This is a genomic window from Aeromonas sp. LsrichE-8G (genome assembly GCF_022869435.1).
Classification (GTDB): Bacteria; Pseudomonadota; Gammaproteobacteria; order Enterobacterales; family Aeromonadaceae; genus Aeromonas; species Aeromonas caviae.
Genome location: NZ_JALIHH010000089.1, coordinates 18,238 through 45,079, shown reverse-complemented (window position 1 = coordinate 45,079; position 26,842 = coordinate 18,238). Strand labels below are relative to the sequence as shown.

The window sequence follows — 26,842 nt, the reverse complement described above, 5'->3', positions numbered from 1 at the left end:
GGGACACGCCGTTTTAGCCTGTGGAGGCGTGGTGCAATCAGGCCGCCCGATGAAGCAGGAACCCGGTACTGCGCGAGCAGCTATCACCCAGTAATGGGAATCCCCCTCCTGTGACGCGAAGCGCTAAGGTGGGGGAGGATGTCAATTCCCTCAACTACACCTCCGGCACCACGGGGAACCCCAAGGGGGTGGTCTATCACCATCGCGGCGCCCACCTCAATGCGGTCAACAATGCCCTCTCCTGGGAGCTGCCCAAGCACCCGGTCTACCTCTGGACCCTGCCGATGTTCCACTGCAACGGCTGGTGCTTCCCCTGGACCCTGGCGGCCACCGCCGGGGTGAGCGTCTGTCTGCGCCACGTGCAGGCGGCGGCCATCTACGGGGCGCTGCGCGAACACAAGGTGAGCCATTTCTGCGCCGCCCCCATCGTGCTCAATATGCTCAACAATGCCGATCCGGCCCTCAAACAGGGACTCGAACACCCCGTCAAGGCGATGACGGCGGGGGCAGCGCCGCCCGCCACCGTGATCGCCGGCATGGAGGCCATGGGGATCGCCGTGACCCATGTCTATGGCCTCACCGAAACCTATGGCCCCTGCGTGGTGTGCGAGCCGCAAAGACGCTGGCAGGGGCAGGATGCCACCACGCTCTCCCGTCTCAAGGCGCGTCAGGGGGTGGCCTCCCCCCTGCAAGGGGAGATGCGGGTCATCAACCCCGTCAGCGGCGAGCCGGTCCCCATGGATGGCAAAACCCTGGGAGAGATAGTGCTGCGGGGCAACATCGTCATGAAGGGCTACCTCAAGAACTCGGCGGCGAGCGAGGAGGCGATGGCACAGGGATGGTTTAGAAGCGGGGATCTCTCGGTCTGGCACCCGGACGGCTATGTGGAGATCAAGGACAGATCCAAGGACATCATCATTTCCGGCGGGGAGAACATCTCCAGCCTGGAGGTGGAGGACGTGCTCTATCGCCACCCCGATGTGGAAGAAGCCGCGGTGATCGCCATGCCGGACGAGACCTGGGGGGAGGTGCCCTGCGCCTTCGTCAAGCTCAAGGAGGGGCGCGAGCTCACCCAGGCCGAGCTCATTGCGTTCTGCCGCGAGCAGATGGCCCACTTCAAGGCCCCCAAGCGCATCATCTTCACCCCGCTGCCCAAGACCTCTACCGGCAAGGTGCAAAAATTCATGCTGCGCAAGCAGTTGGCGTGACGACAAAGGCGCCGCGCCATCAACGGGCCTGCGGGCCCGTTTTGTGTTGCGCGATGTAAAGAAGCAGGGCCTCGCCGGTAGCGGTCGCCAGCCAACAAGACGTGCCTTTCGAGCCCGTTCCGGCTTACCATGCCTGCCATGTCCCGCGAGCCTGAGGATGCCTGTGAGAAAATCGGATCGACTGTTTCAACTGACCAACCTGCTGCGGGCGCATCAACCCCTGACCGCCCGGGATCTGGCGACGCGCCTGTGCGTGTCGGAGCGCACCATCTACCGCTATATCGACGATCTCTCTTTGGCGGGCATTCCGGTTTACGGGGAAGCCGGGCTGGGCTATCGGCTGAGCGAGGGGTTCGAAATGGCCCCGTTGCAACTGAGTGCGGCCGAGCTGGAGGCCCTCATCACCGGGGTGAACCTGGTGGCGGTGCTGACGGGCAAGGGGATGGCCGATCCGGCCCGCGCCCTGCTCGCCAAGATTGAGGCGGCGCTGCCCGCCAAGGAGGCTCGGGCACCTCGCGTCCCCGTGGTGCGGGTGCCGGACTATTCCACGGCGCACCCTGCATACGCTCGCTGGGACAGGTTGCACGACGCCATCACGGCCGGTCACTGGCTGCACATTGGTTACCGGGATGCCAGCGCCAGCAGGACGGAACGCCAGCTCTTTCCCCTCGGGCTCTTCTACTGGGGCGGATGCTGGACGCTCGGCGCCTGGTGTGCGCTGCGCCGGGCCTACCGGGATTTCAGGGTGGATCGCATCGACACCCTGGCGCCGTGCCGACCGGGAGAAGGGGCACCACCTGGCGCGACCCTGGCCGATTACCTTGCCCTGCGCCAGTCGGACGCGTTTCCCCCTGGGCGCAGTGGCGCCGAAAAGGTCATTCAGGACTGACACAAGGCTGTCAGTAGCCCTTCGTTATGCTGGGTTCTCCAGACCATCCACAACGGAGAAAACGAGATGATCATCAAGGGTGACATGCAAGAGGCAGGGGGCGTCGAATTTGCCACCTTCAGGCTCAGGGAAGGGGTGACGGAGGCTGATTTGCTCGCCCTGTCACGGCGGGTCGAGTCCGAGTTTCTTGTCCAGCAATCCGGGCTCATCATGCACTGCCTGCTGCGCGGCGCCGACGGCCTCTATGCGGACGTGGTGATGGCCCCCAGCCAGTCGCTGGTGGAAGCCTACTGCCAGCAGTGGCTGCACAACGACGTGGCAGGGGAGTACCTGACCCTGCTTGACCATCACTCGGTCAACATGAGCTTCTGGACCCGTATCGGCTGAGGGCGGCGCGGGGCCTGCCATCCCCCGGCGAGGGGACAATCATGAAATGAAACGGGCCCACAGGGCCCGTTTTGTTGAACAGAATTCAATAATTACTTGGTGTGGCGCTCATGCAGGCGCTGCACCACATCCTTCAAACCCAAGCCTTCGTTTTGCAGCAAGACGGTCAGGTGGTAGAGCAGGTCAGCGGATTCGTTGATGAGCTCTTCTCTGTCTTTCGCCATGGCGGCCAGGGCCACTTCCACCCCCTCTTCACCCACCTTCTGGGCGATGCGCTTGGTGCCTTTGCCATAGAGGCTGGCGGTGTAGCTGGTGGCGGGATCTGCCCCTTTGCGTGATGCCAGGATCTGTTCGAGCTCGGCCAGGAAGCCGAGCGGCGGCACGGGGTGGCCGTCGAAGCAGGAGGGGTTGCCCAGATGGCAGGTGGGGCCGACCGGGTCGGCGGCAATGAGCAGGGAGTCCTGATCACAGTCGGTGGTGATGGCGACGAGCTTGAGCACATGGCCCGAGCTCTCGCCCTTGGTCCACAGGCGCTGCTTGCTGCGGCTGAAGAAGGTGACCTGGCCGGTGGTCTGGGTCTTTTCCAGCGCCTCGCGGGTCATGAAGCCCTGCATCAGCACTTCGCCGCTGAGGGAATGCTGGACGATGGCGGGGATCATGCCCTCACACTTGGCCCAGTCCAGGCGCTCGGCCAGCGGCAATGCATTGTCTACTGCTTGATTATTCACGGATGGCGACTCCTTCGTTTTTCAGCCAGCGTTTCAATTCGGGAATGGGAATGAGGCCCTTGTGGAACACGGAGGCGGCCAGCGCCCCGTCCACGTCGGCCAGGGTAAAGGCATCGCGAAAGTGCGCCATGGCCCCGGCGCCGCCGGAGGCGATGAGGGGCACCTTGCACACGGCGCGCACCAGCTTGAGCTGCTCAAGGTCGTATCCCTGACGCATGCCGTCCTGGTTCATCACGTTGAGCACTATCTCCCCCGCGCCCCGGCGCTGCACTTCCTGTACCCACTCCAGGGTGGTCCAGGTGGTGGTGCGGGTGCGGCTCTCGTCGCCGGTAAACTGTTTGACCTGATATTGACCGAGGGCGGCATCGAAGTAGGAGTCGATACCCACCACCACGCACTGCACGCCGAAGCGCTCGGCGAGCCGGGTGATCAGGGTGGGATCGGCCAGGGCGGGGGAGTTGATGGAGACCTTGTCGGCACCGAATTCCAGGATCTGGCGGGCATCCTCCACGCTTTTGATGCCGCCGGCGACGCAGAAGGGGATGTCGATGACTTCCGCCACCCGGCTTACCCAGCTCTTGTCTACTACCCGTTCGTCGCTCGAGGCGGTGATGTCATAGAAGACCAGCTCATCGGCGCCCTCGGCGGCGTAGCGGCGGGCGAGGTCGACAATGCCGCCCATCACCTCGTGGTTGCGAAACTGCACGCCCTTGACCACCACGCCATCTTTGACGTCGAGGCAGGGGATAATACGCTTTGACAACATGCTCATTGCTCCATGTAAAGCACGGTTAAAGAAACGTCGTTCTGCCGCCGGCGTTGGCCCGGGCGGCGGACGGGAACAGGGTTGGCATGCCTTGAACGGGGGCCCATGAAGGGAGAAACGACAGGCCCGGCAGGCCGTCTCGTCGCCTCTGGGCACCCCACTATATGCATGACTTCATTCAGTGATTCAACCCTTTGTCGCCCTTGACCTGCCCCGGATGGCAGGCTGGCGCCTCGGGGAGGGGAGCCCGATCGTCCGGGTGGGTCTCGTCCGTTGCCATATGCTGGCGCAGGGTGAGCAGGGCGGCATCAAAATCAAACGCCTTCAGTTGCCTGGTCAGGGTGTCGCTGCGAGACCCCAGCATGAGGCGAAGGGGACCGGAATACTGCTCGTAGAGGGGGATCACGGCGGTGTCGCTTTGCACCAGCAGGGCTTCCATCTGGCCCAGCAGTTGCTGGCGCCACTGATCCCCCAGAGGCACCAGATCGGTGGTCGGGGCGGCGAGATCGTCCCCGAGCAGAGCGCAAAGGGCGGCGATCTCTTCATCGATGGATGACATGAGTCCGGTGGGCTCAGTGTTGCCGTCCGCGATGGCCTGCTCCAGGGCCAGGCAGTGGCGCGACAGCTCATGTGCCCCCAGGGTGCTCGCCACGCCGCGCAGGCTATGGACCATGCGGGTTGCATCGCTGTGCTCCCCGGCCTGCAAGTGGCGGTGCAGCCGGGTCATGTCCTGGCCATGCTCATGGATGAAGTCGCGAAGCAGGGCCAGGTATTTCTCCTGATTGCCGTTGAGGGCCGCCAGCCCCTGGTCGAGATCCAGACCCGGGTGTGCCTGCAGGCGGGCAAGGGGGCCTGTCACGGGATGGCGAGTGCTGTCGTCCGGGGCAAGCTCGGGGACCTTGCCTTGGGGCAGCCAGCGCTGCAGGGCTTCAAACAGCTTGGCGGGGGTGACGGGCTTGGCAATGAAATCGTTCATGCCGGCCGATGCGCTCGCCTTTCTGTCCTCCTCGAAGGCGCTGGCGGTGAGCGCCAGGATGGGCAGCCTGTCCATGCCGGGCAGGGCCCGGATGGCGCGGGTGGCGCTGTAGCCATCCATCACTGGCATCTGTATGTCCATCAGGATGAGGTCGAAGGGGTGCTGGCTGACGAGGGCCAGGGCCTCCTGGCCGTTGACGGCCGTCTCGATGACGAGGCCGCTGTGGCACAGGAGCTCGAGCACCACTTCCCGGTTGATGGCGTTGTCTTCCACCAGCAGGATCCGGGCGTGGCGAGGGAAGCTGAAGGCCTGTTGGTTCCCCTGCTCGGACGGGGTCCGGGAAGGAGCGTCCTCTTTTGCCTTGAACAGCCTGGCGGTAAACCAGAAGCAGCTTCCCTGGCCTGGCTCGCTGGTGACTCCGACCTCACCCCCCATCAGGGCGGCGATCCGGCTGGTGATTGCAAGGCCAGTGCCGCCATATCTGCGAGTGGTGGAGACATCCGCCTGTTCGAACGCCTGGAACAGCTTCTCGCGCTGCGCAGGGGTGATGCCGATGCCGGTATCTTCCACCTCGAAGCGCAGCAGGTAGCCGGTGGTGAGGGGGCGGGCCAGCCTGACGCGCAGGGTGACGGTTCCCTGCTCGGTGAACTTGATGGCGTTGGTCGCATAGTTGAGCAGGGCCTGGCGCAGGCGGGTGATGTCGCCGTGCACCCAGGCGGGGGTATCGCCGATGTCCGTCACTATGGTGAGCCCCTTGGCCCTGGCCTGGTCGTTCATCAGGGCGCGGACGTTGTCCAGCATGGCGGTGAGGGTGAAATCGGTCAGCTCCAGCGTCATCTTGCCCGCATCGATCTTGGAGAGATCCAGGATGTCGTTGAGGATGCTGAGCAGGTGCTGGGCGGCAGTGTCTATCTTGGTCAGCCGTTCGAGGTCGGTGGGATCCCGGGTGTCGCGCTTGAGCAGATAGGTGAGCCCCAGGATGGCATTCATGGGGGTGCGGATCTCGTGGCTCATGTTGGCAAGGAAGGCGCTCTTGGCGTGGTTGGCACTTTCGGCCCGCTGGTGGGCCTGGGCCAGCTGCCGGGTGCGCTCGTTGACCATCTCCTCCAGGTGGTAGCGATACTGGTCCAGCTCCTCGCCGAGCTGTTTCTTCTCGGTGATGTCGGCCTGGACCGTGACGTAGTGGGTGATTTCACCGCTCTCCTGGCGGATCGGCGACACCGTGGCCAGCACCTGGTAGTGGGAGCCATCCTTGCGCTGGTTGATGAATTCGCCATGCCAGCGCTGGCCGTGGTTGATGGCATCCCACAGGGCGACATAGCTGGCATCCGGGGTGAGGCCCGAGCGCAGCAGGGACGGGGTCCGGCCTATCACCTCGTGCTGCTGGTAACCGCTGGCGGCGAGGAAGGCGGGGTTGACGTACTCGATGCGCGCCCGGGTGTCGGTGATGAAGACGCCGTCAGGGCTCTGTTCGAGGGCCAGGGACAACTGGCGCAACTGCTGCTCGGCCAGCTTGCTCTGGGTGATGTCCAGATGGATGCCAAGGAGGCGCACGGGTCGCTGCTGGGCGTCCCGATAGACGCTCCCTTTGCTCACCAGCCAGCGGATGCCGCCATCTGGCAGCAGGATCCTGAACTCCAGCTCGACGGGGGCGCCGCTGACCGCCCGCTCCGCCAGCAACTGCTCGATGTGCGGCCTGTCATCCGGATGCAGGCAGGCTTGCCAGGCGGCCAGCTCGCCGAGCGCCTCGGCACTGCGGCCATAGAGGCGGGCGCATTCCGGCGAGAAGAAGAGACGGTTGCTGACCATGTCCCATTCCCAGATGCCGACATGGGCCCCTTCCTGGGCCATCAGCAGGCGCTGTTCGCTCTCGCGCAGGGCGCTGCTGACGGTTTCGGCGCGCACCCGTGCACTGATGGCGTCGTCCATCAGGTTCAGGGCTGCGAGGCGAGCACGACGCTGGGTATCGAGCGCCATCTGCTGATTGTGTTGCAGGCACTGCTCCGCGAGCTTGCGCTCCGTGATGTCCTGCACGGTGCCGTAGAGCTCGAGTATGGTGCCATCCCTGTCCCTGAGCGCCGCCCCACGGGCAATGACCCAGGCGGTCTCCCCCTGCTCCGTGATCACTTCGGCATCGCACTCGTAGGGCTGCCCGTCCAGCCTGCAGCGCTCGACGGCCTGGGCCACCGTGTGCCACCCCTCCTGGGTGAAGTATTTTCTGACCTCGGGATAGACGGCGGGGGGGAGTGCCGGATCCCGGCCATAGATGCGATAGATCTCCGGTGACCAGAAGTGGCTGTCATCGGCCACGCGCCAGCGCCAGTTCCCTATCTTGGCGAGACGCTGGGACTCGCGCAGTATGGCTTCATTGCGGCGCAGCGCCTCCTCGGTCTCCTTGTTCTGCCGGTTGTCCTCGATGATGGAGATGAAGTAGTCGGGATTGCCTTCGGCGTCGCGCACCAGGGCCACCGTCAGAGTGGTCCAGATGATCTCGCCCCCCTTGTGCAGGTAGCGCTTCTCCAGGGTGTAGTGGGGGATAGTTCCCGCCAGCATCCGGGCCACATGGGCCTCATCGAGGTAGAGATCGTCCGGGTGGGTCAACTGCTGGAACGTCATCCCGGTGAGCTCGTCGGCCCGGTAGCCCAGGATGTGGCACAGCCGCTGATTGACACGCAGCCAGTGTCCATCGGGGGAGACCAGGGCGATGCCGACCGCTGCCTGTTCGAAGGTGACCTGGAAGCGGTTCTCGCTCTGCTGCAACTGGTTCTGGGTGTTCATCAGCTCCTGCCAGCGCAGGACCTCTCTGGCCCGGGCGCGATGAAAGGCGGCACTGAGCACGCTGATGAGCAGACCGTTGGCGATGAGCAGGCACCATTGCACCAGATCCTGGCCAGCCTCGACACTCAGTGAATAGATGGGGGGGAGCATGAAATAGCTGGTGACCAGGGCGGTGATCAGGGTGCAGAGCAGACCAGGCAACAAGCCCCCCAACAGGGCGCAGACGATGATGGGCAGCATGAAGAGAACCAGCAGCGGTCGCTCACCAAAGGCGATGGGCAGCTGGACACGGATTTGCAACATCAGAACGGGCAGCAGCACGGCCAGCAGGGAGATCCCCCAGCGCTGGGTAGAGGGGCGCACATGCCACAGGGGTGACCAGCTCATCATGGGAGATCCTCCGGTGGCATGGGGGCCTGGGGATAGGGGGGCGGCACTCCGAGCTGACGGGAGAGCCCGTTGATCTGGTGCTTGAGGGCCAGCATGGCGAGCTCCCTGTCCACCATCACCTTGTTGAACCGCTCCAGCTCATGGTTCTGCTGGCGCAGCTCGCTGGCCTGGCGGGTCAGGGCCTGTTCAACCTGCTCCCGTTCGGTGACATCGAGCAGAATGCCGATGATGGCGGGCTGGCCGAGGTAGTCGACGCGCCGCCCGTACAGCTCGACCTCCAGGGATTCCCCGTGCTGATGCAGGGCACTGAAGCGGGTGTGGATATCGCGCGCGTCCTGCTCGCACGCGTGCACCAGCTCGGCGACCCTGGTGCTGTCCTTGGGAGCGGCAAGGGCGTGTAACTGGCCAACGGCGATCAGCGCCCCCGGGGTGTCATAGCCAAACAGTCGGGCAAAACAGGGGTTGATGTAGCAGAGCCGACCCTGCTGGATGATGTAGATCCCGGCAAGGGATTGCTCCACCAGGGCACGGAACAGCCCCTCGCGCTCTCGCAAGTCGGCCTCGGCCCGTTTGAAGTCCGTGATGTCCCGAGAGATGCCGAAGATCCCGATCACCTGCCCCTCGCTGTCTTGCAAGGGGCCTTTGGTTGCGAGAAACACATGCTCGCCATCGGGCAGGGTCAGGTACTCCTCCTCGGTCTGCACCCGGTTGCGCTCTATGACCTGGCGCCCGGATGCCATCAGCATCTGCGCCTGCTGCGGCGGGAAGAGCGTCAGATCATCCTGGCCCAGCACCTCGTCAACCGGCTTGCCGACAAACTGGCTGGCGGCCCGGTTGAAGAGGATGTATCTGCCCTCCTTGTTCTTGGCGAAGATGGCGTCTTCCGAGCTGTCGGCGATGGCGGAGAGCAGTTGCAACGCCTCCAGCCGCTGGGACTGGGAGTGCTGAAGCTGCTCGGCCATCTGCAGCCGGGTGTGCTGGCGCAGCAGGATGATGCCGGCGTTGGTGACAAAGAGCACCAGCAGGCCGATGAGACCGATCCAGACGCTCTCCTTGAAGGTGGCCTGGTAGAGTTCCGCCTTGTCGATCTTGGCCAGCAGGTACCAGTCCGTGTTCATGACCGGATAGACAACCCCGAAGACCTCGCTGCCCCGGTAATCCTGGCCATAAAGCACCTGGGGCGTGCCGCGTTCGGCGAGCCGCAAATACTGGGCTGCCAGCAGGGTGGGGTGGGTGACGGGATAGTGCAGGGTGAGAGCCGGTTCCGGGCGATAGCGCAGGCTACTCAGATAGTGGACCTGATCCCCCTGCTGGCGAAACAGAATGGCTTCTCCGCTGCTGTCTGGGATGGGCCAGGTACGAAGGATGCGATCGGCCCAGTCAGTACCGATGATGTGCAGCGCGAGGACGGTGGTCCCGTGGCCTGACGGGCCGAGGGGAGCCAGAAAATCCAGTCTGGCGTATCCCTTTCCATCGACATAGGGGGCCACTCTGAGCACCTTGCCTGCCTCAACCCGGGAAAGGGCGGCCTGCAGGGGACTATTCACGGGGCCAGCCCCCGGGGTCTGCCACAGGATATGGCCGGCAGGATCAAGCAGGGTCGCCCCCTGGAATCCACGCAGCGAGAGGACGTCCTGCAGTTGTGTCAGCCACTGTGTCTTTGCCGTCAGCCCATCAGGAGGCAGGGCACCATAACGCGGGCTCTCGATGATCTGGCGGACATCCTGATCGCGGTTGTCGAGCCATTCGGTGATGCGCCGGCTTTTGAGATCGGCGATGGCTTCGAGACGGGCCACTTCCGTGTCCCGGGTCAGTTCGATGTTGCGGGCGATGGCCATGGCGGTCAGGGCCAGGATGAGCCCGTTGAGCAGCAGGAAGGGGATCCACTGACGCCGGGAGAGGGCGGGCGTCACCGCTGGCTGGCTGATGCGACGACGCAGCATGGCATAAAGCATGAGGGCCGTGATGAGGATGAAGAGCCAGCCCTTGATGGTGCTTGCCATGGCGAACTGGGCAGGGGTGCTGAACAGCCACTCCACCGCCTTGTCGGAGAGCAGGATCCACAGGCTTGCCACGGCGGCATAGGTGAGCACGACGTTGAGCACATGTGCCCGGGTCAGAGGAGCCTCAGCCATCCACGGCCTCGCTGCCATCCTGGTAGCGTTCGGCAATGGTGACGAACGCGTCGAAATGGCGATCGAAGGCGGTCACGACATCGGGATCGAAATGGTGGCCGCTGCCGGAGAGGATGAGGGCGCGAGCCTCGTCGTAGCTCATGGCCGGCTTGTAGACCCTGGCGCAGATGAGGGCGTCAAACACGTCTGCCAGCGCCATCAGGCGAGCCGAGAGGGGGATGGCGTCCCCTTGCAAGCCGTCCGGGTAGCCGCTGCCATCCCACTTCTCGTGGTGCCAGTGGGCGATCTCCTTGGCCAGGGTGAGGAAGGCCAGGGGCTGCTCCATGTCCTGTTCGGCCTCCTCGATGGCATCGCTGCCGAGCTTGGCGTGGGTGCGCATGATCTGCCACTCCTCCGGGGTCAGCTTGCCCGGTTTGAGCAGGATGTGGTCGGGAATGCCCACCTTGCCGATATCATGAAGCGGTGCGGAGCGGCTCAGCAGGTCGATGTAACCCGGGGTCAGGGTATCGGCGAAACGGGGGTGATCAGCCAGGGCGCTCGCCAGCAGACGCACATAGCCCTGGGTGCGCAGGATATGGTTGCCGGTTTCGGGGTCGCGGATCTCCGCCAGATGGGCGAGGGCGCGGATGGAGACCTGCTGGATCAGGTCGTTTTCCGCCATTCGCCGCGCGACCTCGGCTTCCAGCGCCGCATTCTGGTTTTGCAGACCGTCACGGGCCTGCTTGGCCTCCAGCTGGGTACGCACCCGGGCCTGAACGACCACCGGTTTGATGGGCTTGGTGATGTAATCAGCGGCGCCGAGGGAGAGGCCGAACTCCTCGCTCTGGGGGTCGGCGAGGGCGGTGAGCAGAACGACGGGAATACGGCTGCTGATCGGGGACTGACGCAATTGCCTGAGCACTTCATAACCATCCATGCCGGGCATCATCACATCCAGCAGGATGAGGTCAGGCTTTGGATCCGCGCTGACGATGCGCAGGCATTTTTCCCCGCTCTGCGCAGCCAGCACGCGGTAATGAGGCGAAAGCAATTCGGTCAGTACCATCAGATTTTCGGGTGAGTCGTCGACGATCAGGATGGTGGCGTTGTGAGGTGTCAACATATGTCTTCCATGACGCTATCCCTGTGAGGTCGAGTATAGAGCCAATTGCTGCCAAATCATAAGGTTCGCCCCCATCGGGGAGAAAGAGGCCTGCCCGGATGGGCAGGCTGTCTGATGCCGGAAAGGGGCGCGTCACGCAGCGCGGCCGTCACCCCAGCAGCGAATGGCTTCTGCCACGTCAAACTTGCCCTCCAGCAGGGCTCGGCCTAGGATGATCCCCTTGACGCCGGTTCCCTTGAGCGCCTCGATATCCGCCAGGCCGCCGATACCGCCGGACGCCTGGAAGCCGACGCTCGGGTAGCGGGCACAGAGATCCCGGTAGAGTTCGACGTTGGTGCCCGCCAGGGTACCGTCCCGGCTGATGTCGGTGCAGAGCACGTGTCTGAGTCCGGCGGGGAGGAAGCGCTCGATCAGCGCCTCGATGGAGATGCCGCTGTTCTCCTGCCAGCCAGCCACTGCGATGTGGCGGTTGCCCTGTTCATCGATGTTGACATCCAGGGCCAGCACGATGCGCTCGGGGCCATATTTCTCCATCCAGCTGGCCACCAGATCCGGGGATTTGACGGCGGTGGAACCGATCACCACCCGGCTGGCGCCGGCCGCCAGCAAGTCTGCCACATCCTGTTCGCTGCGCACGCCGCCGCCGACCTGCACCGGTGCCTCGGTAGCGGACAGCAGCTGGGCGATGAGGGCCAACTGGCGGGCCTTGGCATCCTTGGCGCCGTCCAGATCCACCAGGTGCAGCTGCGCCGCCCCCTGGCTGACATAGTCATCGAAGCGGGCCTGCGGGTTGTCGCTGTAGGCGGTTTTCTGGCCGTAGTCGCCCTGATAGAGGCGCACGACCTGACCGTTGATGAGGTCGATTGCGGGAATAATCATGCCTGTCATAGCTCCAGAAAGTTTTGCAGTAGGCGGGCACCGGCCGGGCCGGATCGCTCCGGGTGGAATTGGGCGCCAAAGAAGTTGTCCCGCCCGACGATGGCGGTAAAGGGCAGGCCGTAGTCGCAGGTCGCCAGGGTCGCGTCGGTCACCTCCAGCGCATAGGAGTGGACAAAGTAGAAGTAGCTGCCGCTGGGAATGCCTTTGAGTAGCGGGTGGGTTTCGTCGTGCTCAATCTGGTTCCAGCCCATGTGGGGCAGGCGCAGGTTGCCCACCTCCATCAGGCGGATCCTGCCAGGCACGATGCCGAGGCAGTCGATGAGCGCTCCTTCGCTGCCATCGGTGCTCATGTTCTCTTCCGAGGCCTGTGCCAGCATCTGCATGCCGAGGCAAAAACCGAGCAGCGGCTGCTTGGCGGCGCGAATGAGGGGCACCAGTTCCCGCTCATTGAGGTTCTTCATGGCGGCGATGGCGGTGCCGACGCCGGGCAGGATCAGCTTGTCCGCCTGCTCGATGTCGGCGGCCTTGCAGCTCACCCTGGGCTGCACGCCGAGGCGCTCGAACGCCATGCGCACCGAGGCGAGGTTGGCGCAGCCGGTGTCGATGATGACCAGGTTCTGTTTCCCCATCACAGCACCCCCTTGCTGGAGGGAAGCTCGCTCCCTTCCACGCGAATGGCCTGGCGCAGGGCGCGCCCAAAGCCTTTGAACAGCGCCTCCACCTGATGGTGGGTGTTGCCGCTGCCCACCTTCATCTGCAAGGTGATGGCCATGGCGTCAGAGAGGGAGCGGAAGAAGTGGGGCACCATCTCGGTGGCCATCTCTCCCACGCTGTCGCGACCAAAGCCGCTCGGGCAGTCGAACACGAAGTAGGGACGGCCGCTCAGATCCAGCGCCGTGGCCACGTCCAGCTCGGTCAGCGAGGTGTTGTCAGCCTCCTGGCGGGGACGCCCATCGATCACCGCCTGCACCTCGTCCATCGCCAGCACGAAGCCGAAGCGGCCGATGCCGCGCTTGTTGCCAAGGGCCTGGCGCAGGGCTTGACCCAGCGCCAATCCCACATCTTCCACCGTGTGGTGATCGTCGATGTGCAGATCGCCGCTCACTTTGAGCTTGAGGCGAAAGCCCGCGTGGGTCGCTATCTGATCCAGCATGTGATCGAAGAAGCCGATGCCGGTGGCGATCTGGTTGCCACCGCTCTTGTCGAGATCCACCGCCACCTGGATGCGGGTCTCCTTGGTGTAGCGCTCCACCTCGGCCACGCGCCCCTTGGAGAGCAGCTGATCACGAATGGCAGTCCAGCCGTGATCTTGCGGGTGGTAGCGTATGCCGCGGATGCCCATGTTTTCGGCAAGCTGGATGTCGGTCTGTCTGTCGCCAATCACGAAGGAGTTGGCAAAGTCGATGCGGCCCGAGGCGAGATACTCCTTCACCAGCCCAAGGTGAGGCTTGCGGCAGCTGCAACCGTCGGTGGGGAAGTGGGGACAGATCAGCACTTGCTCCCAGGTGACGCCCTGGGATTCGAAGAGGTGCATCATCAGGTCGTGAGGCGGCTGGAAGTTTTCAAGGGGCAGGCTGGCGGTGCCGAGCCCATCCTGGTTGGTCACCATCACCAGCACGTAGCCGGCGGCCTGGAGCTCACGCAGTACAGGTATCACCATGGGCTCGAAGCGCAGCTTCGCAAGACTGTCCACCTGCTTGTCGGTGACCGGCTCCTCGATCAGGGTGCCGTCACGGTCGATAAACAAAAACGGGGTTTTCATCGCTACATCCTTGCTTGTCTTACAGAGAGGGTGGGGGCAGGTCACGCAGCACGGCCAGCACGGCGTCCATTTCGCCCTGATAGCCGATGGTGATGCGGATGCTGTTGTCAAGGCCAGGCTTGCTGGAGAAATCACGCAAGATGATGCCGGCGGCCTTCATGGCGGCGAACACGGCGGCGCCATCTTTGAAGCGCACCAGCACGAAGTTGCCCTTGTCCTCGAACACTTCCTTGACGCAGGGCAGACGAAGCAGCTCCGCCTTGATGAGCGCCTTTTGCTTGTTGAGCTCCTGCACCCGCTCCTGCATCAGTTCCAGCCCCATGGGAGAGAGCGCCTGGGCGGCAATCTGGGCGATGGGGTCGGGAATGGGGTAGGGCGCGATCACCTTGGCCAGCATGGCAATCACCTCGGGATCCCCCAAAGTAAAGCCGCAGCGGATCCCCGCCAGCGCGAAGGCCTTGGAGAGGGTGCGGGTCACCACCAGGTTCGGGTATTGGGCCAGCAGGTCCACCACGGAGGCCTCCGGGCAGAACTCGATGTAGGCCTCGTCCACGACGATGATGGCGCGGTCCCGTGCCTTCTCCAGCAGGGCGACGAGTCCCTTGCGGCCCACCAGATCCCCGGTGGGATTGTTGGGGGAGCAGAGGAACACCAGCTTCACGTCAGAGAGGCGATCGGCGATGGCGGGCCAGTCCGGCTGACGGCTGGCGGTCAATGGCTGCTCGACAATCCCCACGCCACAGGTCTCGGCGCTGATGGCGTACATGCCGTAGGTGGGGGGGCAGATGAGGATCTGATCTTCCCCCGCCTCGCAGAAGGTGCGGATCAGCAGCTCGATGGCCTCGTCGGCGCCGCGGCTCACCAGCACCTGATCCGGATTGACCCCGGCGTAGGCGGCATAGCCATTCACCACCTCGGCCGGCTGGCACTCGGGATAGCGGTTGAGGCGGCTCCCCTCGACGGTGAAGGGGTAGGCCAGGGGTGCCTCGTTGGCATTGAGCCAGACGTGGCCCTTGCCGCCGATGCGGCGAGCGGACTGGTAGGGTGTGAGAGCCCGCACGACGCGACGGGCCAGATTGACGATGCTCATGACAAATCCTTCTGCTGTGCTGTTTGTTGGGGCTCGGCGGCCAGGGCGTTCAACCTGAGGGTGACGGCATGCTTGTGGGCATCGAGTCCCTCGGCCTGGGCGATGCGCTGGACAATGGGGCCAAGGCCGCGAATGCCGTCTGCAGTGAGCTCCTGTACCGTGTAGCGGCGCTGATAGTCGGCAAGCCCCAGGCTCGAGCAGGTGCGGGCATAGCCGTAGGTGGGCAGGGTGTGGTTGGTGCCGCTGGCGTAATCACCGACCGACTCCGGTGTCCATGCCCCGAGGAAGATGGAGCCCGCGTTCTCGAGCTTGTCCAGCAGATCCCGGGGGGCCCGGGTCTGCACGATGAGGTGTTCCGGTGCATAGGCGTTGGAGATGGCGCAGGCCTCCTCCAGGTTGTCGCAGAGGATCACCAGGCTTGCCTTCAGGGCTTGCTCGGCGATGTCGCGGCGGCTGAGGTCGGCGAGTTGCGCCTGGATCTCGCTGCCGATGGCATCGGCCAGGGAAGCGGAGGTGGTGACCAGCACCACCTGGCTGTCGGGGCCGTGCTCGGCCTGGGAGAGCAGATCCGATGCCACGAAGGCCGGGTTGGCGCTCTCGTCTGCGATCACCAGCACCTCGGAGGGGCCGGCTGGCATGTCGATGGCGGCGCCCCGCCAGTCACGGGAAACCTGGCCCTTGGCTTCGGTCACATAGGCGTTGCCCGGGCCGAAGATCTTGTCCACCTTGGGGATGGTTTGCGTGCCATAGGCCATGGCCGCGATGGCCTGGGCGCCGCCGATGGCGAACACCTGACGGACGCCACAGGCGCGGGCGGCAAACAGGATCTCGTCGCTCGCCGGAGACGGGGTACAGAGCACCACCTCACGGCAACCGGCCAGGCTTGCCGGAATGGCCAGCATCATCACGGTGGAGGGGAGCGGCGCGCTGCCTCCCGGGACATAGAGGCCGACCCGGCTGATGGGTTGGGTGCGCAGCTCGCACAGTACCCCGGGCTGGGTTTCGACTCGGACGACGGGCTGTACCTGGGCGGCGTGGAAGGTACGGATATTGGCGATGGCGGCCTCGATGGCACCCTTGATGTCATCACCGAGTCGAGCGCAGGCGGCATCCACTTCCGCGTCGCTCACCCGAAGCTGTTCGCGGGGCGCGCGTTCGAAACGCTGGCTCAGCTCGCGCAGGGCCTCATCGCCCCGGCTACGTACCGCGGCAATGATGTCTCGCACCACGGTACCGATGTCGGCTTCGTCGCCAAGGGCGGGCCGGGTCAGGACCTCGGCTTGCCGGGCGGGGGAGAGGGTCTTCCAGATCAGGGTCTGCATGATGTGTCTTCCTTATTCCATCATCTCGGCTTATTCCATCATCTTTTCAATGGGCAGCACCAGGATGGAGCTGGCACCCAGGGCCTTGAGCTGTTCCATGGTCTCCCAGAACAGGGTTTCGCTGGAGACGACGTGCAGGGCCACCTGGTTGGTGTCACCGGCGAGCTGCATGATGGTGGGACGCTCCGCCCCCGGCAGCAGATCGGTGATGGCATCGAGCTTGTCTTTGGGGGCGTGCAGCATGATGTATTTGCTTTCGCGCGCCTGCTGCATCCCCTGGATGCGGGGCAGCAGGGTGTCGATGAGTTTCTGCTTGGCATCGTTCAGGGGGTTGGGAGCCTGCACCAGGACGGCCTTGGAGCGGTAGATCACCTCGACCTCTTTCAGGCCGTTGGCTTCCAGGGTCGCGCCGGTGGAGACCAGATCGCAGATGGCATCGGCCAGACCCGCGCGGGGGGCCACTTCCACCGAGCCACCCAGCATCACGCTCTTGAAGCCCAGGCCCTTCTCGTCGAAGAAGCGCTTGAGCAGACCGGGGTAGGAGGTGGCGATGCGCTTGTCGGCCAGGCTCTCGGGTCCTGTGTAGTTGACATCGTCCGGCACCGCCAGAGAGAGGCGGCAGCCGCCGAAGTCGAGCTGCTTGAGGGTCTTCACCGCAAAGGGCTGCCCCTGGGCTGCGCGAATGAGCTGCACCTCTTCGAGAACGTTCTCGCCGATGATGCCAAGATCGACCACCCCTTCCATCACCAGACCCGGGATGTCGTCATCACGCACTCGCAGAATGTCGATGGGCATGTTCTCGACATGGGCGATGAGGCGCTGTTCCCGCAGGTTGATCTTGAGGCCGCAGCTCTTGAAGAGGGCCTGGGAATCCTGGCTCAGACGACCGGATTTTTGCATGGCGATGCGCAGACGTTGTGTTTCCATTGCTCGATTTCCTTTTAGTCAAAAACGAAAAAACCCTCGGAAGTATGTGCTTCCGAGGGTTTATGAATCTTGCGGTCCTTTTGGAAGTCACCAGTTAAGTGTCTTCCAGCAGTCAACCTCCTGAAAGACTATTCGGGATGATGATGGTGATGATGAGTCTTCAGGGTGGTGAACTTCATGATGTAATCAATCCTTTACAAATCAGATGCCGTTGTTGACGCCCGATTTAAACTACCTGCCTTGACAGAAAATGCAACCGAAAAATGTGATCAGGACGATTAAAGTTGAGAAAACGGTTTTCTGGTCGATAACTAGACAATGAGATGCCAAAGGAGGCGACATCATGCCCAGCCAGGACCTATTATTTCCCATCCTGCCCCGTGCACCCTCGACACCGAGCCCGGATGACATCAAGCGGGAGGTGACCCAGATCAGCCAGAAACATCAGCTGCGCAAGATAGGCACCGACAATGGCGGCGGTGGCCAGCATCACCAGCAGAGAGAGCAGCCGCCAAAGCCTGATCAACCAGCGGTACAGGATGATGATCACAAACCGGATCCGGACCACCGGATTGATCTCTTCGTCTGAACGCATTATCAGTCCCGCTTTTTCCGCGCTTTTGGCATAATGCCCGCTTTTGCAACGGGACATGCCTTTGACCATCATCCAGACCCTGTTCAAGCCAGACGGCCCCCTGGCCCGCCATATTGACGGCTTCAAGGCCCGTGCCCCGCAACTGGAGATGGCCGAGGCGGTGTCCCGCGCCATCAAGCAAGGTGGCCGTTTGCTGGTGGAGGCTGGAACGGGCACTGGCAAAACCTATGCCTATCTGGTGCCTGCGCTGGAATCCGGCAAGCGGGTGGTGATCAGCACCGGGTCCAAGAATCTGCAGGAGCAGCTCTTCTATCGGGATCTGCCCACCATCACGGGGGCGCTCGACTACACGCGGCCTGTGGCCCTGCTCAAGGGGCGCAGCAACTACCTGTGCATCGAGCGAATGAACCGCCTGCTCGCCGAATCCCACCTGCAAAAGCCCGACGTGCTCAATGATCTGGTCAAGGTGAAGTCCTGGTCCACCACCACGGACAATGGCGATGTGGGGGACATTCCGGGGCTGCAGGAGAATGCCGAGATCCTCCCCCATGTCACCAGCACCAACGAGAACTGCCTGGGCCGCGACTGTCCCTACTATGACGACTGCCACCTGGTGGTGGCCCGCCGCCGCGCCATGGAGGCCCAGGTGGTGGTGATCAACCATCACCTCTTTTTCGCCGACATGGCGGTGAAAGACACCGGCTTTGGCGAGCTGGTGCCCGAGGCGCAGGTCTATGTGTTCGACGAGGCGCACCAACTGCCCGAGATCGCCAGCCACTACTTCGGCAAGTCGGTGGGCAGCCGCACCATCCAGGATCTGGCCCAGGACATCCAGTTGGCTTATCGGGCCGAGGCTCACGACATGGCCCAGCTCGGCAAGGCGGCGGACCGGCTCGCCATCGCCAGCCAGGATCTGCGTCTGGCCTTCGGCGTGGAGGGGGGGCGCGGCAACACCCGAGACCTGCTGCGCCAGCCGCTCTGGGCCCAGGCGCTGGCTCGCCTCAACGACGCGCTCGGGCTCTGCTACGAGGTGCTGAAACTGGCGCTCGGGCGTGGCGAGCAGCTGGATCACTGTTTCGAGCGCATCAGCGAGCTGCGTACTCGCCTTGGGGAGGTGCTGGCGGTCAACCAGACCGGTTTCTCCTACTGGTATGACTGTTCGCGTCTGCACTTTACCCTCAATCTGACGCCGCTGTCGGTCGCCGAGCGCTTCGGTGCCGAGGTGCAGCGCCCCGAGGTGGCCTGGGTCTTCACCTCGGCCACCTTGACGGTGGACAATCGCTTCGCCCACTTCGTCGCCGAGATGGGGCTGGCCGGCAGCGCCGAACTCATTCTCGACAGTCCGTTCGATTACGCCGAGCAGGCGCGCCTGTGCGTACCCCGTTTCTTGCCAGAGCCCAATGCCTTCGGGCGCGGGGAGCAGCTGGCGACCCTGATGATCCCCCTCATCAACAAGACGCCGGGGGGATGTTTTTTCCTCTGCACCAGCCATCAGGTGATGCGCCAGGTGGCTGAGGTGCTGCGCCGGGAAATCGGCCGCACCGTCCTGCTGCAAGGGGAAGACAACAAGCAGCGGCTGCTCAAGACCTTCGTGGAGAACGGTCGGGCCGTGCTGGTAGCCACCAGCAGTTTCTGGGAGGGGATAGACGTGCGGGGGGCGGCATTGTCCTGTGTTATCATCGACAAGCTGCCCTTTGCGAGCCCGGACGATCCCCAGCTCAAGGCACGGGTGGAGGATTGCAAGCTCAAGGGGGGGGATCCCTTTGCCGAGCTGCAGTTGCCCAAGGCGGTGATTGCCCTCAAGCAGGGGGTGGGGCGGCTCATCCGTGATCGCAGTGATCACGGCGTACTGGTTATTTGTGATCCTCGGGTGGTCAACAAGCCCTATGGCGCCACCTTCATCAAGAGCCTGCCTGCCATTCCACGGACCCGGGAGCTGGCGACCCTGGGAGAATTTTTCGGACCACGGGAGTGAGTCCGCCGCGCCGGGGCTGATTGCCCCCGGCCATGCATGACGGCAGGCCTTGGCCATGCTGACGATTTAACTGACTGATGTGAAGAGAATAAAAAGAATGGATGAGTTGAAGATCCTGGCCGTGGATACCGCCACCGAAGCCTGCTCCGCAGCCCTCTTGGTGGGCGATACCCTCTTTTCCCGCTGGGAAGAGGCGCCCCGTGACCATACCCGCAAGATCCTGCCCATGGTTCAGGCTCTGTTGGATGAAGCCGGTCTATCGTTGGATGAGCTCGACGCCATCGCCTTCGGTCGTGGGCCTGGCTCCTTCACCGGGGTACGGATCGGGATCAGCGTGGCCCAGGGGCTCGCCTTTGGTGCCGGCGTGCCGATGATCGGTGTCTCCACCCTGGCGGCCATGGCCCAGGGGGCCCATAAGCTGGAAGGGGCCGAGCAGGTGCTTGCCGCCATCGATGCGCGCATGGACGAGGTCTATTTCGGCCACTACGCCTTGGTGGACGGGGTGATGACGCTGGTGGGCGAGGAGGTGGTGAGCGAGCCAGCCGCACTGGTGCAGGCCCGTGACAAGCTGACTGGCGCGGTGAGCTGCGTTGGCACCGGTTTTGAAACCTATGGCGAGACTCTGGACGGCCTGGCAGATGTGCTGACCCCAAGCCAGGTGCGTTTCCCGGCGGCCGCCGACATGCTGCCTCTGGCACGCCAGGCCTGGCTTGCGGGTGAGGCGGTGCCGGTAGAGCAGGCCACCCCTGTCTATCTGCGTGACAAGGTGACCTGGAAGAAACTGCCGGGTCGCGAATAGGCGGCAACAGCTGCCCCGGGCTGCTTTGTCGGACGATGAAGGAGAGACGAATGAGAAAATCCGTGATCATGCTGGGATTGGTGGGGCTGCTGCTGGGCGGTTGCAGCACGGTGCCCAAAGAGCTTGCCTATGAGCCTGCGGATCAGCTAGTGGCCTATCAACCCGCCCTGCAGGGGATGGAAAGCAAGCCGGCCCGCTGGAGCGGTGTCATCTCGGCGGTCCACAACAAGGCGGATCAGAGTGTCATCGAGGTGGTCTATCTGCCCCTCAAGTCCAACGGGGTGCCGGAGCAGACCGAGCAGAGCCCAGGTCGTTTTCTCGCCATCATGCAGGGGTTTGTCGACCCGACCCTCTATGCCAAGGGTCGCAGCCTGACGGTGCTCGGCACCCTCGACAAGCCGGTGGACAGCCAGATTGGCGAGCACAAGTATCGCTTCTCGGTACTCAAGGTGACGGGGAGCAAGCTGTGGCCACCGGTGAAGGAGGTGGAGATCCGCTACATGGATCCCTACTTTTACGATCCTTTCTATGATCCCTTCTGGCCCAGACGGCCCCTGCGCCGCTGAGGAGCCCGGATGACGGCGACATTGCAGGAGCGCAGGCTGCGCCTGGCGGACGGGCGGCACATCGCCCTGCTGGACAATGGTCAGGAGGGCAGACCGCTGCTGGTGGCCCTCCATGGCTGGCTCGACAACGGTGCCAGCTTTTTGCCTCTGGCCCCCTGGCTGGGAGCGTTTCATCTGGTCTGCGTCGATCTGCCGGGCCATGGTCACTCCGATCACAAGTCGACTCCCTATGTCTTCGTGGACTGGCTGGATGATCTCTACCAGATCACCCAGGCCGCGGGCTGGCAGCGTTTCATCCTGCTTGGTCACTCCCTAGGGGCGCTGATTGCCTCTGCCTATGCCGGCGTTTTTCCCGAACAAATCGAGCGGCTCATTCTGCTGGAGGGGCTCGGCCCCTTGAGCCAGCCCGACGAGGAGGTACCGGGGCAGCTGCGCCGCGCCATCCTCAACCGCACTCGTACCCGTGAGCGTGCAACCAGTGGATTTGCCACCCTCGAGGAGGCGGTGGCTGCCCGCTGCAAGGTGGCAGACATCCCCCCGAGTGCGGCACGCCTTATCTGCGAGCGACAACTGGAGGCGCGGACAGGGCGCTGGTATTGGCGCAGTGATCCCCGTCTTCGCGATCTCTCGCCCCTGCGCATGAGCGAGGGGCAGGCCCAGGCCCTGATCCGGGCCATCGTCTGTCCGGTGCTCTTTATCCGGGGAGAGCAGGGCTTCCCCGGGCTCCTGGCACAGTGGCAGTTGCGGGAGGCGGCCTTTGGCCACATTGAACGGGTGACAGTGGCAGGAGGCCATCATTTTCATATGGAAAATTCATCAGAAACCGCCGTTTATATCGAAAACTTCGCTCAAATCCGGTAGGATCGGCGGCTTTGAATCATGTCAGGTTTGCTTTCTCCCTCACATTTCCCGTTGTTAATTCACTGTTAATTGATGTTGCCTTATGTAAATATGTGCGGCATTAGAGCATGAACTTAAAACAATTGATTGAAATGGATGTGACAGGGACGGAGGCAACACAGTGAGCGCACAGGTGCGAGTTATGCAGGAGAAGTTCGTGGAAAGAGTCTGGCTGAAGCGTTATCCAGAAGGGGTGCCCGCCGAGATCAATCCAGACCAATACGGCTCTCTGGTCGAGATGTTTGAAGAGTCGGTGAACCAGTTCGCCGATCAGCCCGCCTTCGTCAACATGGGGCAGACCATTACCTACCGCCGGCTGGAGGAGCAGTCCCGAGCCTTCGCCGCCTACCTGCAAAACGAGCTCAAGCTCGGCAAGGGGGACAGGGTGGCCGTGATGATGCCTAACCTGCTGCAATACCCCATCGCGGTATTCGGCATCCTGCGGGCCGGCATGACGGTGGTGAACGTCAACCCCCTCTATACCCCGCGCGAGCTGGAGCATCAGTTGAAAGACTCCGGCGCCAAGGCCATCGTCATCGTCTCCAACTTTGCCCACACCCTGGAAAAAGTGGTGTATGACACCCCGGTCAAGCATGTGATCCTGACCCGGATGGGAGACAACCTGGGGCTGGCCAAGGGGACCCTGGTCAACTTCGTGGTCAAATACGTCAAGAAGCTGGTGCCCAAGTACAACCTGCCCCATGCCAGCACCATGCGCCAGGCCCTCGCCAAGGGGCGCTACCTGCAGTACATCAAACCCGAGATCAGCAACCAGGACATCGCCTTCCTGCAATACACCGGCGGGACCACCGGCCTCTCCAAGGGGGCCATGCTGACTCATCGCAACATGATCGCCAACGTCGAGCAGTGCCTCGGTGTCTATGGCCCCGTGCTGGAGCGCGGCAAGGAGTTTGTGGTCACGGCGCTGCCGCTCTATCACGTCTTCGCCCTGACGGTGAACTGCCTGCTGTTCATGCGTCTGGGGGGCTACAACCTGCTCATCAGCAACCCCCGCGACATCCCGGGTTTTGTCAAAGAGATCAAGAAGTATCCTTTCACCTGCATCACCGGAGTGAACACCCTGTTCAACGCCCTGGTCAACAACGACGAGTTCAAGGGCATGGATTTTGCCAAGCTCAAGCTCACCATCGGTGGCGGCATGGCGGTGCAACGGGCGGTGGCCGAGCAGTGGAAGGGGCTGACCGGCACCCCGCTGCTGGAGGGCTATGGCCTGACCGAGTGCTCGCCGCTGGTGAGCGTCTGCCCCTATGACCTGGTGGATTACAACGGCTCCATCGGCCTGCCGGTCTGCTCCACCGAGATCCGTCTGGTGGATGACGAGGGGAACCAGGTCACCGAACGGGGCGCCCCCGGCGAGATGCAGGTGCGCGGTCCTCAGGTGATGACCGGCTACTGGCAGCGCCCGGAGGCGACCGCAGAGGTGATGCAGGATGGCTGGCTCTGCACCGGCGACATCGCGGTATGCGACGAGCAGGGTTTCTTCAAGATCGTCGATCGCAAGAAGGACATGATCCTGGTCTCCGGCTTCAACGTCTACCCGAACGAGATAGAAGACGTGGTTGCCCTGCATCCCAAGGTGCTGGAGGTGGCCGCCGTCGGCGTACCCAACCCGGTGTCCGGCGAGCAGGTGAAGATCTTCGTGGTCAAGAAAGATGCAAAGCTGGCGGAAGAGGAGATAATTGCCCACTGCCGCAAACATCTGACTGCCTATAAGGTGCCGAAACTGGTAGAATTTCGCGACGAACTTCCCAAGACCAACGTGGGCAAGATCCTGCGCCGCGTGCTGCGCGACGAGGAGATTGCCAAGCAGTAACCGGCATGCACTGCTTTGCAGTCCAGCGCTGTCGTTATGCAAAACCGTGGGACATCCACGGTTTTTTCTTTCTGGATCCGACCAACGTGCAGGCAACGATGCAATATCAACTCATTTCACAGCAAGCCGAACTGGATCAGTATCTCGCTTCTCTGGCCGACGTTCCCCTGGCCATCGATACCGAATTCGTTCGCACCCGTACCTACTATCCCCAGCTCGGTCTGTTCCAGATCTACGATGGCAAGCAGCTTGCCCTGCTCGATCCCCTGACCCTGGATCTCTCCGGTTTGTGGCAGCGTCTCGGTCGGGCCGGACAGATTGCCATCCTGCACGCCTCCGGTGAGGATCTGGAACTCATCCAGCATCAGGCGGGTCACCTGCCCAACCAGATGCACGATACCCAGCTGGCGGCAGCCTTCCTGGGCCATGGCGTGTCGGTGGGGTTTGGCGCCCTGGTCAACGAATTCCTCGGGGTCGAGCTTGAGAAGGATCAGGCCCGTACCGACTGGCTGGCGCGCCCCCTTACCCCTCGTCAGCTGGAATATGCCGCGGCGGATGTCTTCTACCTCATGCCCCTCTACGAGAAGGTGATGGCCAGACTGCGCGAGAGCGGCAAGTTCCCCTGGTTCGAGCAGGAGTGCCAGAACCACTCCGCCCGCAAGACCCAGGGCAGCGATCCCCGTCAGGCCTACCTCGAGATCGTCAACGCCTGGCAACTGGGTCGCCGCGAGCTGGCCATCCTGCGCGAGCTGGCCGCCTGGCGCCAGCAGGAAGCAGTACGCCGGGATCTCGCCCTCAACTTCGTGGTCAAGGAGTTGCACCTGTTCAAGGTGGCGGAGCGTCGTCCCGCTTCGCTTCGGGATCTCAACGAGCTGGGCCTCTCGCCCATCGAGATCAAGATCCACGGCAAGCGTATGCTGGACATCGTCGCCGCCGCCCAGCAGAGCGACCCTGCTAGCTGGCCCGATCCCATCCGCCGTCTGGTGGACTTCCCCCAGTACAAGGCCGAGCTCAAGCGCATCAAGGCCATGGTGGAGGAGAAGGCCAAGGCCAGCAACATTCCGCCGGAGCTGGTGGCGAGCAAGAAGATCATCCACCAGTACTTCACCTGGAGCTGGCGCATGAGTGCCGAGGAGCGGGCCAGGGCGGACAAGCCCATGCTGCTGCAAGGGTGGCGTCATGAGCTGGTAGGCCACCTGCTGGCACAGTGACGAGTACGCAGTACGAGAAGGGGAGTCCATGACTCCCTTTTTTCATGCCTGTGCGGCTGCCCCCGGGGTTGCCGGGATCGTCGCGCCAGGGGGTTGGTTATGATGGGAAGCGAGAAGGGGTGGAGGAGGGAAATGGCGGGCACAAAGGGTGCCCCCATCAGAGTTCGTGAGCGTGGAATCCCTTGCGGTAGCGGGCTTCGCAGCGCGGGCAGCGTTGCAGAGTCGGATCCTGTTCCAGCTGTTCAGGGAGCAGCGGCTCCTCACAATCGGAGCAGAAGCCATAGAGCCCCAGATCCATCTGGCAGAGCGCGGCGTCGAGCCGCTTGAGGCGCGCCACACTCTGCGCCACCTTGGGCAGATCGAGACGACTGGTCAGATCCACCAGTTGATCCCGCTCGCAATTCTCCACCTTCTGTGCCCAGTCGTCTTGTCGACAGGCCTTGAGCTGACCCATCAGCTCTTCTCTTGTTTGCGCCCAGTCGGTCAGAAGGCGCTCATGCCATTCGGCCAACCGGGCTTGCGTCACTTCACACACTGCAGCCCCCAAAGACGAGTCATAAAACCCGGCCAGTATAGGGAAAGATGCAGTTTATCAAGATGACATGAGTCAAGTTAACCGTGCTTTGGCGCGTTTTTCCGGCTGCGGTTGCGGCTTGCCGGTGATGACGTAGAGCACCCCCGCCACCAGACAGACGACACCCACCAGGGTACTCATGGGGGGCATGATCCCGCGCAGCATAAAGGCGTGCAAGAGCCCCGAAAGAGTCTCGAACACAATGAGCGGCCCGACCAGCACGGTCGGCAGGCGCTGGCTCGCTTCGTTCCAGCACAGGGTGCCGAGCCAGGAGCAGAAGAGCCCCACCGCCCCCATCAGCAGCACGAAGCGCAGGGGCGTCGGCCCGAAGGGCAGGGGAAAGTCCGGTGCGCTCAGGGCAAGATGGCCGAGGCTGCCGAGATAGGCAATGAGCGCTACCGGTAGGGTCACCAGCCCCTGGGCGGTGGCCCAGACGGCCGGACTGCGGCCCGGGTGCTCGCGCAGCCAGCGGGCGTTGCGCAGGGGATACCAGGTCCAGCACAGCACGGCGCCCACCGCCAGGGCGAGCCCAAGCAGTTGTTCGGTGCGCGCCTCGGTGTGCCAGATCAGCTCGGCGCTGTTGACCAGATAGAGGCCGGCCCCCATCAGCACCAGGGACGGGTAGAGCCGGGTGCGGGAGAGGCGACCGTCCCGTGCGCCATAGAGGCGGTTGGCGGCCAGGGCCGTCACCACCGGCAGGGTGCCGATAAACATGGCCGCCAGGGGCGAGCCGATGCGCAAGATGGCCCCCGACAGGCAGAAGTAGTAGAGGAGGTTCCCCACCAGAGTAAGGGCGAGGGCCTCTCGCCAGTCGCTGGCCGAGAGGGCCGCCAGGTGTTTGCGGGCCTGCCAGGCGAGCGGCAGCACGATGAGGCCGAAGGCGAGGTAGCGGCCGCTCGCGAGCAGGGCGGGGGGGTAGCCGTCCACCAAGAGGGGGGCGACGAAGATGAGCCCCCACATCAGGCCGGCCAGCAGGGCAAACAGGACTCCGATCAACATGTTTCATATCCGGTAAAGAAGAAGGAGGCCAGCCTAGCAGGGGGGAAGGG

General features: G+C 63.4%; 23 protein-coding genes and 1 other annotated feature. Of the genes, 10 read left to right on the top strand and 13 right to left on the bottom strand.

Going from position 1 to position 26,842, the window contains the following annotated elements; translation table 11 throughout:
- The first annotated feature begins 68 nt into the window (after positions 1 to 68).
- The 3 genes from MUW49_RS14115 to MUW49_RS14105 all read left to right on the top strand — a co-directional run bounded on the left by MUW49_RS14115 (position 69) and on the right by MUW49_RS14105 (position 2,484).
- A complete protein-coding gene (locus tag MUW49_RS14115; RefSeq protein ID WP_280520808.1) occupies positions 69 to 1,208 on the top strand; it encodes an AMP-binding protein in 1,140 nt (379 codons plus the stop codon).
- A gap of 190 nt (positions 1,209 to 1,398) precedes the next feature.
- Positions 1,399 to 2,097, top strand: a complete 699-nt coding sequence (locus MUW49_RS14110) for a YafY family protein (protein ID WP_193550731.1) — start codon at positions 1,399 to 1,401, stop codon at positions 2,095 to 2,097.
- 66 nt (positions 2,098 to 2,163) lie between these two features.
- Positions 2,164 to 2,484: a hypothetical protein gene (locus MUW49_RS14105; protein ID WP_042881380.1), complete on the top strand. Its 321-nt coding sequence runs from the start codon at positions 2,164 to 2,166 to the stop codon at positions 2,482 to 2,484.
- A gap of 92 nt (positions 2,485 to 2,576) precedes the next feature.
- On the opposite strand, the gene hisIE is transcribed toward MUW49_RS14105, so the two are convergent.
- From hisIE to hisG, 11 genes are all read right to left on the bottom strand, one after another.
- Positions 2,577 to 3,212: a bifunctional phosphoribosyl-AMP cyclohydrolase/phosphoribosyl-ATP diphosphatase HisIE gene (gene hisIE / locus MUW49_RS14100; protein WP_029314506.1), complete on the bottom strand. Its 636-nt coding sequence runs from the start codon at positions 3,210 to 3,212 to the stop codon at positions 2,577 to 2,579.
- Positions 3,205 to 3,978, bottom strand: a complete 774-nt coding sequence (hisF, locus tag MUW49_RS14095; protein ID WP_010674684.1) for an imidazole glycerol phosphate synthase subunit HisF — start codon at positions 3,976 to 3,978, stop codon at positions 3,205 to 3,207. The genes hisIE and hisF overlap by 8 nt, the downstream gene beginning before the upstream one ends.
- A 178-nt stretch (positions 3,979 to 4,156) precedes the next feature.
- The gene (locus tag MUW49_RS14090; protein WP_113978459.1) at positions 4,157 to 8,122 is read right to left on the bottom strand and encodes a PAS domain S-box protein; all 3,966 of its coding nucleotides are present in this window, start codon (positions 8,120 to 8,122) and stop codon (positions 4,157 to 4,159) included.
- On the bottom strand, positions 8,119 to 10,257 hold the full coding sequence (locus MUW49_RS14085) for a PAS domain S-box protein (protein WP_113978458.1): 2,139 nt from the start codon (positions 10,255 to 10,257) through the stop codon (positions 8,119 to 8,121). Before MUW49_RS14085 ends, MUW49_RS14090 begins: the two co-directional genes overlap by 4 nt.
- Positions 10,250 to 11,359 (bottom strand): two-component system response regulator, encoded by a 1,110-nt coding sequence (locus MUW49_RS14080; RefSeq protein WP_010674688.1) that lies wholly within the window; start codon positions 11,357 to 11,359, stop codon positions 10,250 to 10,252. Before MUW49_RS14080 ends, MUW49_RS14085 begins: the two co-directional genes overlap by 8 nt.
- A gap of 132 nt (positions 11,360 to 11,491) precedes the next feature.
- Positions 11,492 to 12,238 carry a 1-(5-phosphoribosyl)-5-[(5-phosphoribosylamino)methylideneamino]imidazole-4-carboxamide isomerase gene (gene hisA, locus MUW49_RS14075; RefSeq protein WP_010674689.1) on the bottom strand — a complete coding sequence of 249 codons (747 nt, stop codon included), beginning with the start codon at positions 12,236 to 12,238 and terminating at the stop codon, positions 11,492 to 11,494.
- Positions 12,239 to 12,243: 5 nt separating this feature from the next.
- Complete coding sequence (gene hisH, locus MUW49_RS14070; RefSeq protein ID WP_113978456.1) at positions 12,244 to 12,867, bottom strand: imidazole glycerol phosphate synthase subunit HisH; 624 nt, start codon at positions 12,865 to 12,867, stop codon at positions 12,244 to 12,246.
- Positions 12,867 to 14,000, bottom strand: coding sequence for a bifunctional histidinol-phosphatase/imidazoleglycerol-phosphate dehydratase HisB (gene hisB, locus MUW49_RS14065; protein ID WP_042017604.1), 1,134 nt, complete (start codon positions 13,998 to 14,000; stop codon positions 12,867 to 12,869). Before hisB ends, hisH begins: the two co-directional genes overlap by 1 nt.
- A 19-nt stretch (positions 14,001 to 14,019) precedes the next feature.
- Positions 14,020 to 15,090 (bottom strand): histidinol-phosphate transaminase, encoded by a 1,071-nt coding sequence (hisC, locus tag MUW49_RS14060; RefSeq protein ID WP_113978454.1) that lies wholly within the window; start codon positions 15,088 to 15,090, stop codon positions 14,020 to 14,022.
- Entirely contained in the window at positions 15,087 to 16,412 is a 1,326-nt protein-coding gene (hisD, locus tag MUW49_RS14055) for a histidinol dehydrogenase (RefSeq protein ID WP_041211399.1), read from the bottom strand. Before hisD ends, hisC begins: the two co-directional genes overlap by 4 nt.
- 30 nt (positions 16,413 to 16,442) lie before the next feature.
- Complete coding sequence (gene hisG / locus MUW49_RS14050; protein ID WP_113978453.1) at positions 16,443 to 17,339, bottom strand: ATP phosphoribosyltransferase; 897 nt, start codon at positions 17,337 to 17,339, stop codon at positions 16,443 to 16,445.
- A gap of 28 nt (positions 17,340 to 17,367) precedes the next feature.
- Positions 17,368 to 17,492 (bottom strand) — a sequence feature (His leader region).
- Between the two features lie 190 nt (positions 17,493 to 17,682).
- On the opposite strand from hisG, the gene MUW49_RS14045 reads away from it, so the two are divergent.
- The 7 genes from MUW49_RS14045 to rnd all read left to right on the top strand — a co-directional run bounded on the left by MUW49_RS14045 (position 17,683) and on the right by rnd (position 25,219).
- Positions 17,683 to 17,928, top strand: coding sequence for a hypothetical protein (locus MUW49_RS14045; RefSeq protein ID WP_010674695.1), 246 nt, complete (start codon positions 17,683 to 17,685; stop codon positions 17,926 to 17,928).
- Positions 17,929 to 17,989: 61 nt separating this feature from the next.
- Positions 17,990 to 19,909: an ATP-dependent DNA helicase gene (locus MUW49_RS14040; protein ID WP_113978451.1), complete on the top strand. Its 1,920-nt coding sequence runs from the start codon at positions 17,990 to 17,992 to the stop codon at positions 19,907 to 19,909.
- A 97-nt stretch (positions 19,910 to 20,006) separates the two neighbouring features.
- Positions 20,007 to 20,708 (top strand): tRNA (adenosine(37)-N6)-threonylcarbamoyltransferase complex dimerization subunit type 1 TsaB, encoded by a 702-nt coding sequence (gene tsaB / locus MUW49_RS14035; protein ID WP_161469920.1) that lies wholly within the window; start codon positions 20,007 to 20,009, stop codon positions 20,706 to 20,708.
- A 50-nt stretch (positions 20,709 to 20,758) separates the two neighbouring features.
- Positions 20,759 to 21,274, top strand: a complete 516-nt coding sequence (locus MUW49_RS14030) for a Slp family lipoprotein (RefSeq protein ID WP_113978450.1) — start codon at positions 20,759 to 20,761, stop codon at positions 21,272 to 21,274.
- A 9-nt stretch (positions 21,275 to 21,283) separates the two neighbouring features.
- Positions 21,284 to 22,135 (top strand): alpha/beta hydrolase, encoded by an 852-nt coding sequence (locus MUW49_RS14025; RefSeq protein WP_042863844.1) that lies wholly within the window; start codon positions 21,284 to 21,286, stop codon positions 22,133 to 22,135.
- A gap of 196 nt (positions 22,136 to 22,331) precedes the next feature.
- On the top strand, positions 22,332 to 24,008 hold the full coding sequence (gene fadD / locus MUW49_RS14020; protein ID WP_010674700.1) for a long-chain-fatty-acid--CoA ligase FadD: 1,677 nt from the start codon (positions 22,332 to 22,334) through the stop codon (positions 24,006 to 24,008).
- Between the two features lie 98 nt (positions 24,009 to 24,106).
- Positions 24,107 to 25,219: a ribonuclease D gene (rnd, locus tag MUW49_RS14015; protein WP_039039174.1), complete on the top strand. Its 1,113-nt coding sequence runs from the start codon at positions 24,107 to 24,109 to the stop codon at positions 25,217 to 25,219.
- A gap of 157 nt (positions 25,220 to 25,376) precedes the next feature.
- Here the strand turns inward: rnd and MUW49_RS14010 are convergent, their stop codons facing one another.
- Positions 25,377 to 25,745, bottom strand: a complete 369-nt coding sequence (locus MUW49_RS14010) for a TraR/DksA C4-type zinc finger protein (RefSeq protein WP_113978448.1) — start codon at positions 25,743 to 25,745, stop codon at positions 25,377 to 25,379.
- Between the two features lie 81 nt (positions 25,746 to 25,826).
- A complete protein-coding gene (locus MUW49_RS14005) occupies positions 25,827 to 26,792 on the bottom strand; it encodes a DMT family transporter (RefSeq protein WP_113978446.1) in 966 nt (321 codons plus the stop codon).
- Positions 26,793 to 26,842 lie beyond the last annotated feature (50 nt).

Bases quoted from the DNA above. Each gene is read 5' to 3' on its own strand.
- MUW49_RS14105 (WP_042881380.1), top strand. From the start codon at position 2,164: ATGATCATCAAGGGTGACATGCAAGAGGCAGGGGGCGTCGAATTTGCC.
- hisF (WP_010674684.1), bottom strand. From the start codon at position 3,978: ATGTTGTCAAAGCGTATTATCCCCTGCCTCGACGTCAAAGATGGCGTG.
- MUW49_RS14090 (WP_113978459.1), bottom strand. From the start codon at position 8,122: ATGATGAGCTGGTCACCCCTGTGGCATGTGCGCCCCTCTACCCAGCGC.
- MUW49_RS14085 (WP_113978458.1), bottom strand. From the start codon at position 10,257: ATGGCTGAGGCTCCTCTGACCCGGGCACATGTGCTCAACGTCGTGCTC.
- MUW49_RS14080 (WP_010674688.1), bottom strand. From the start codon at position 11,359: ATGTTGACACCTCACAACGCCACCATCCTGATCGTCGACGACTCACCC.
- hisA (WP_010674689.1), bottom strand. From the start codon at position 12,238: ATGATTATTCCCGCAATCGACCTCATCAACGGTCAGGTCGTGCGCCTC.
- hisH (WP_113978456.1), bottom strand. From the start codon at position 12,867: ATGGGGAAACAGAACCTGGTCATCATCGACACCGGCTGCGCCAACCTC.
- hisB (WP_042017604.1), bottom strand. From the start codon at position 14,000: ATGAAAACCCCGTTTTTGTTTATCGACCGTGACGGCACCCTGATCGAG.
- hisC (WP_113978454.1), bottom strand. From the start codon at position 15,090: ATGAGCATCGTCAATCTGGCCCGTCGCGTCGTGCGGGCTCTCACACCC.
- hisD (WP_041211399.1), bottom strand. From the start codon at position 16,412: ATGCAGACCCTGATCTGGAAGACCCTCTCCCCCGCCCGGCAAGCCGAG.
- hisG (WP_113978453.1), bottom strand. From the start codon at position 17,339: ATGGAAACACAACGTCTGCGCATCGCCATGCAAAAATCCGGTCGTCTG.
- MUW49_RS14045 (WP_010674695.1), top strand. From the start codon at position 17,683: ATGCCCAGCCAGGACCTATTATTTCCCATCCTGCCCCGTGCACCCTCG.
- MUW49_RS14040 (WP_113978451.1), top strand. From the start codon at position 17,990: ATGCCTTTGACCATCATCCAGACCCTGTTCAAGCCAGACGGCCCCCTG.
- tsaB (WP_161469920.1), top strand. From the start codon at position 20,007: ATGGATGAGTTGAAGATCCTGGCCGTGGATACCGCCACCGAAGCCTGC.
- MUW49_RS14030 (WP_113978450.1), top strand. From the start codon at position 20,759: ATGAGAAAATCCGTGATCATGCTGGGATTGGTGGGGCTGCTGCTGGGC.
- MUW49_RS14025 (WP_042863844.1), top strand. From the start codon at position 21,284: ATGACGGCGACATTGCAGGAGCGCAGGCTGCGCCTGGCGGACGGGCGG.
- rnd (WP_039039174.1), top strand. From the start codon at position 24,107: ATGCAATATCAACTCATTTCACAGCAAGCCGAACTGGATCAGTATCTC.
- MUW49_RS14005 (WP_113978446.1), bottom strand. From the start codon at position 26,792: ATGTTGATCGGAGTCCTGTTTGCCCTGCTGGCCGGCCTGATGTGGGGG.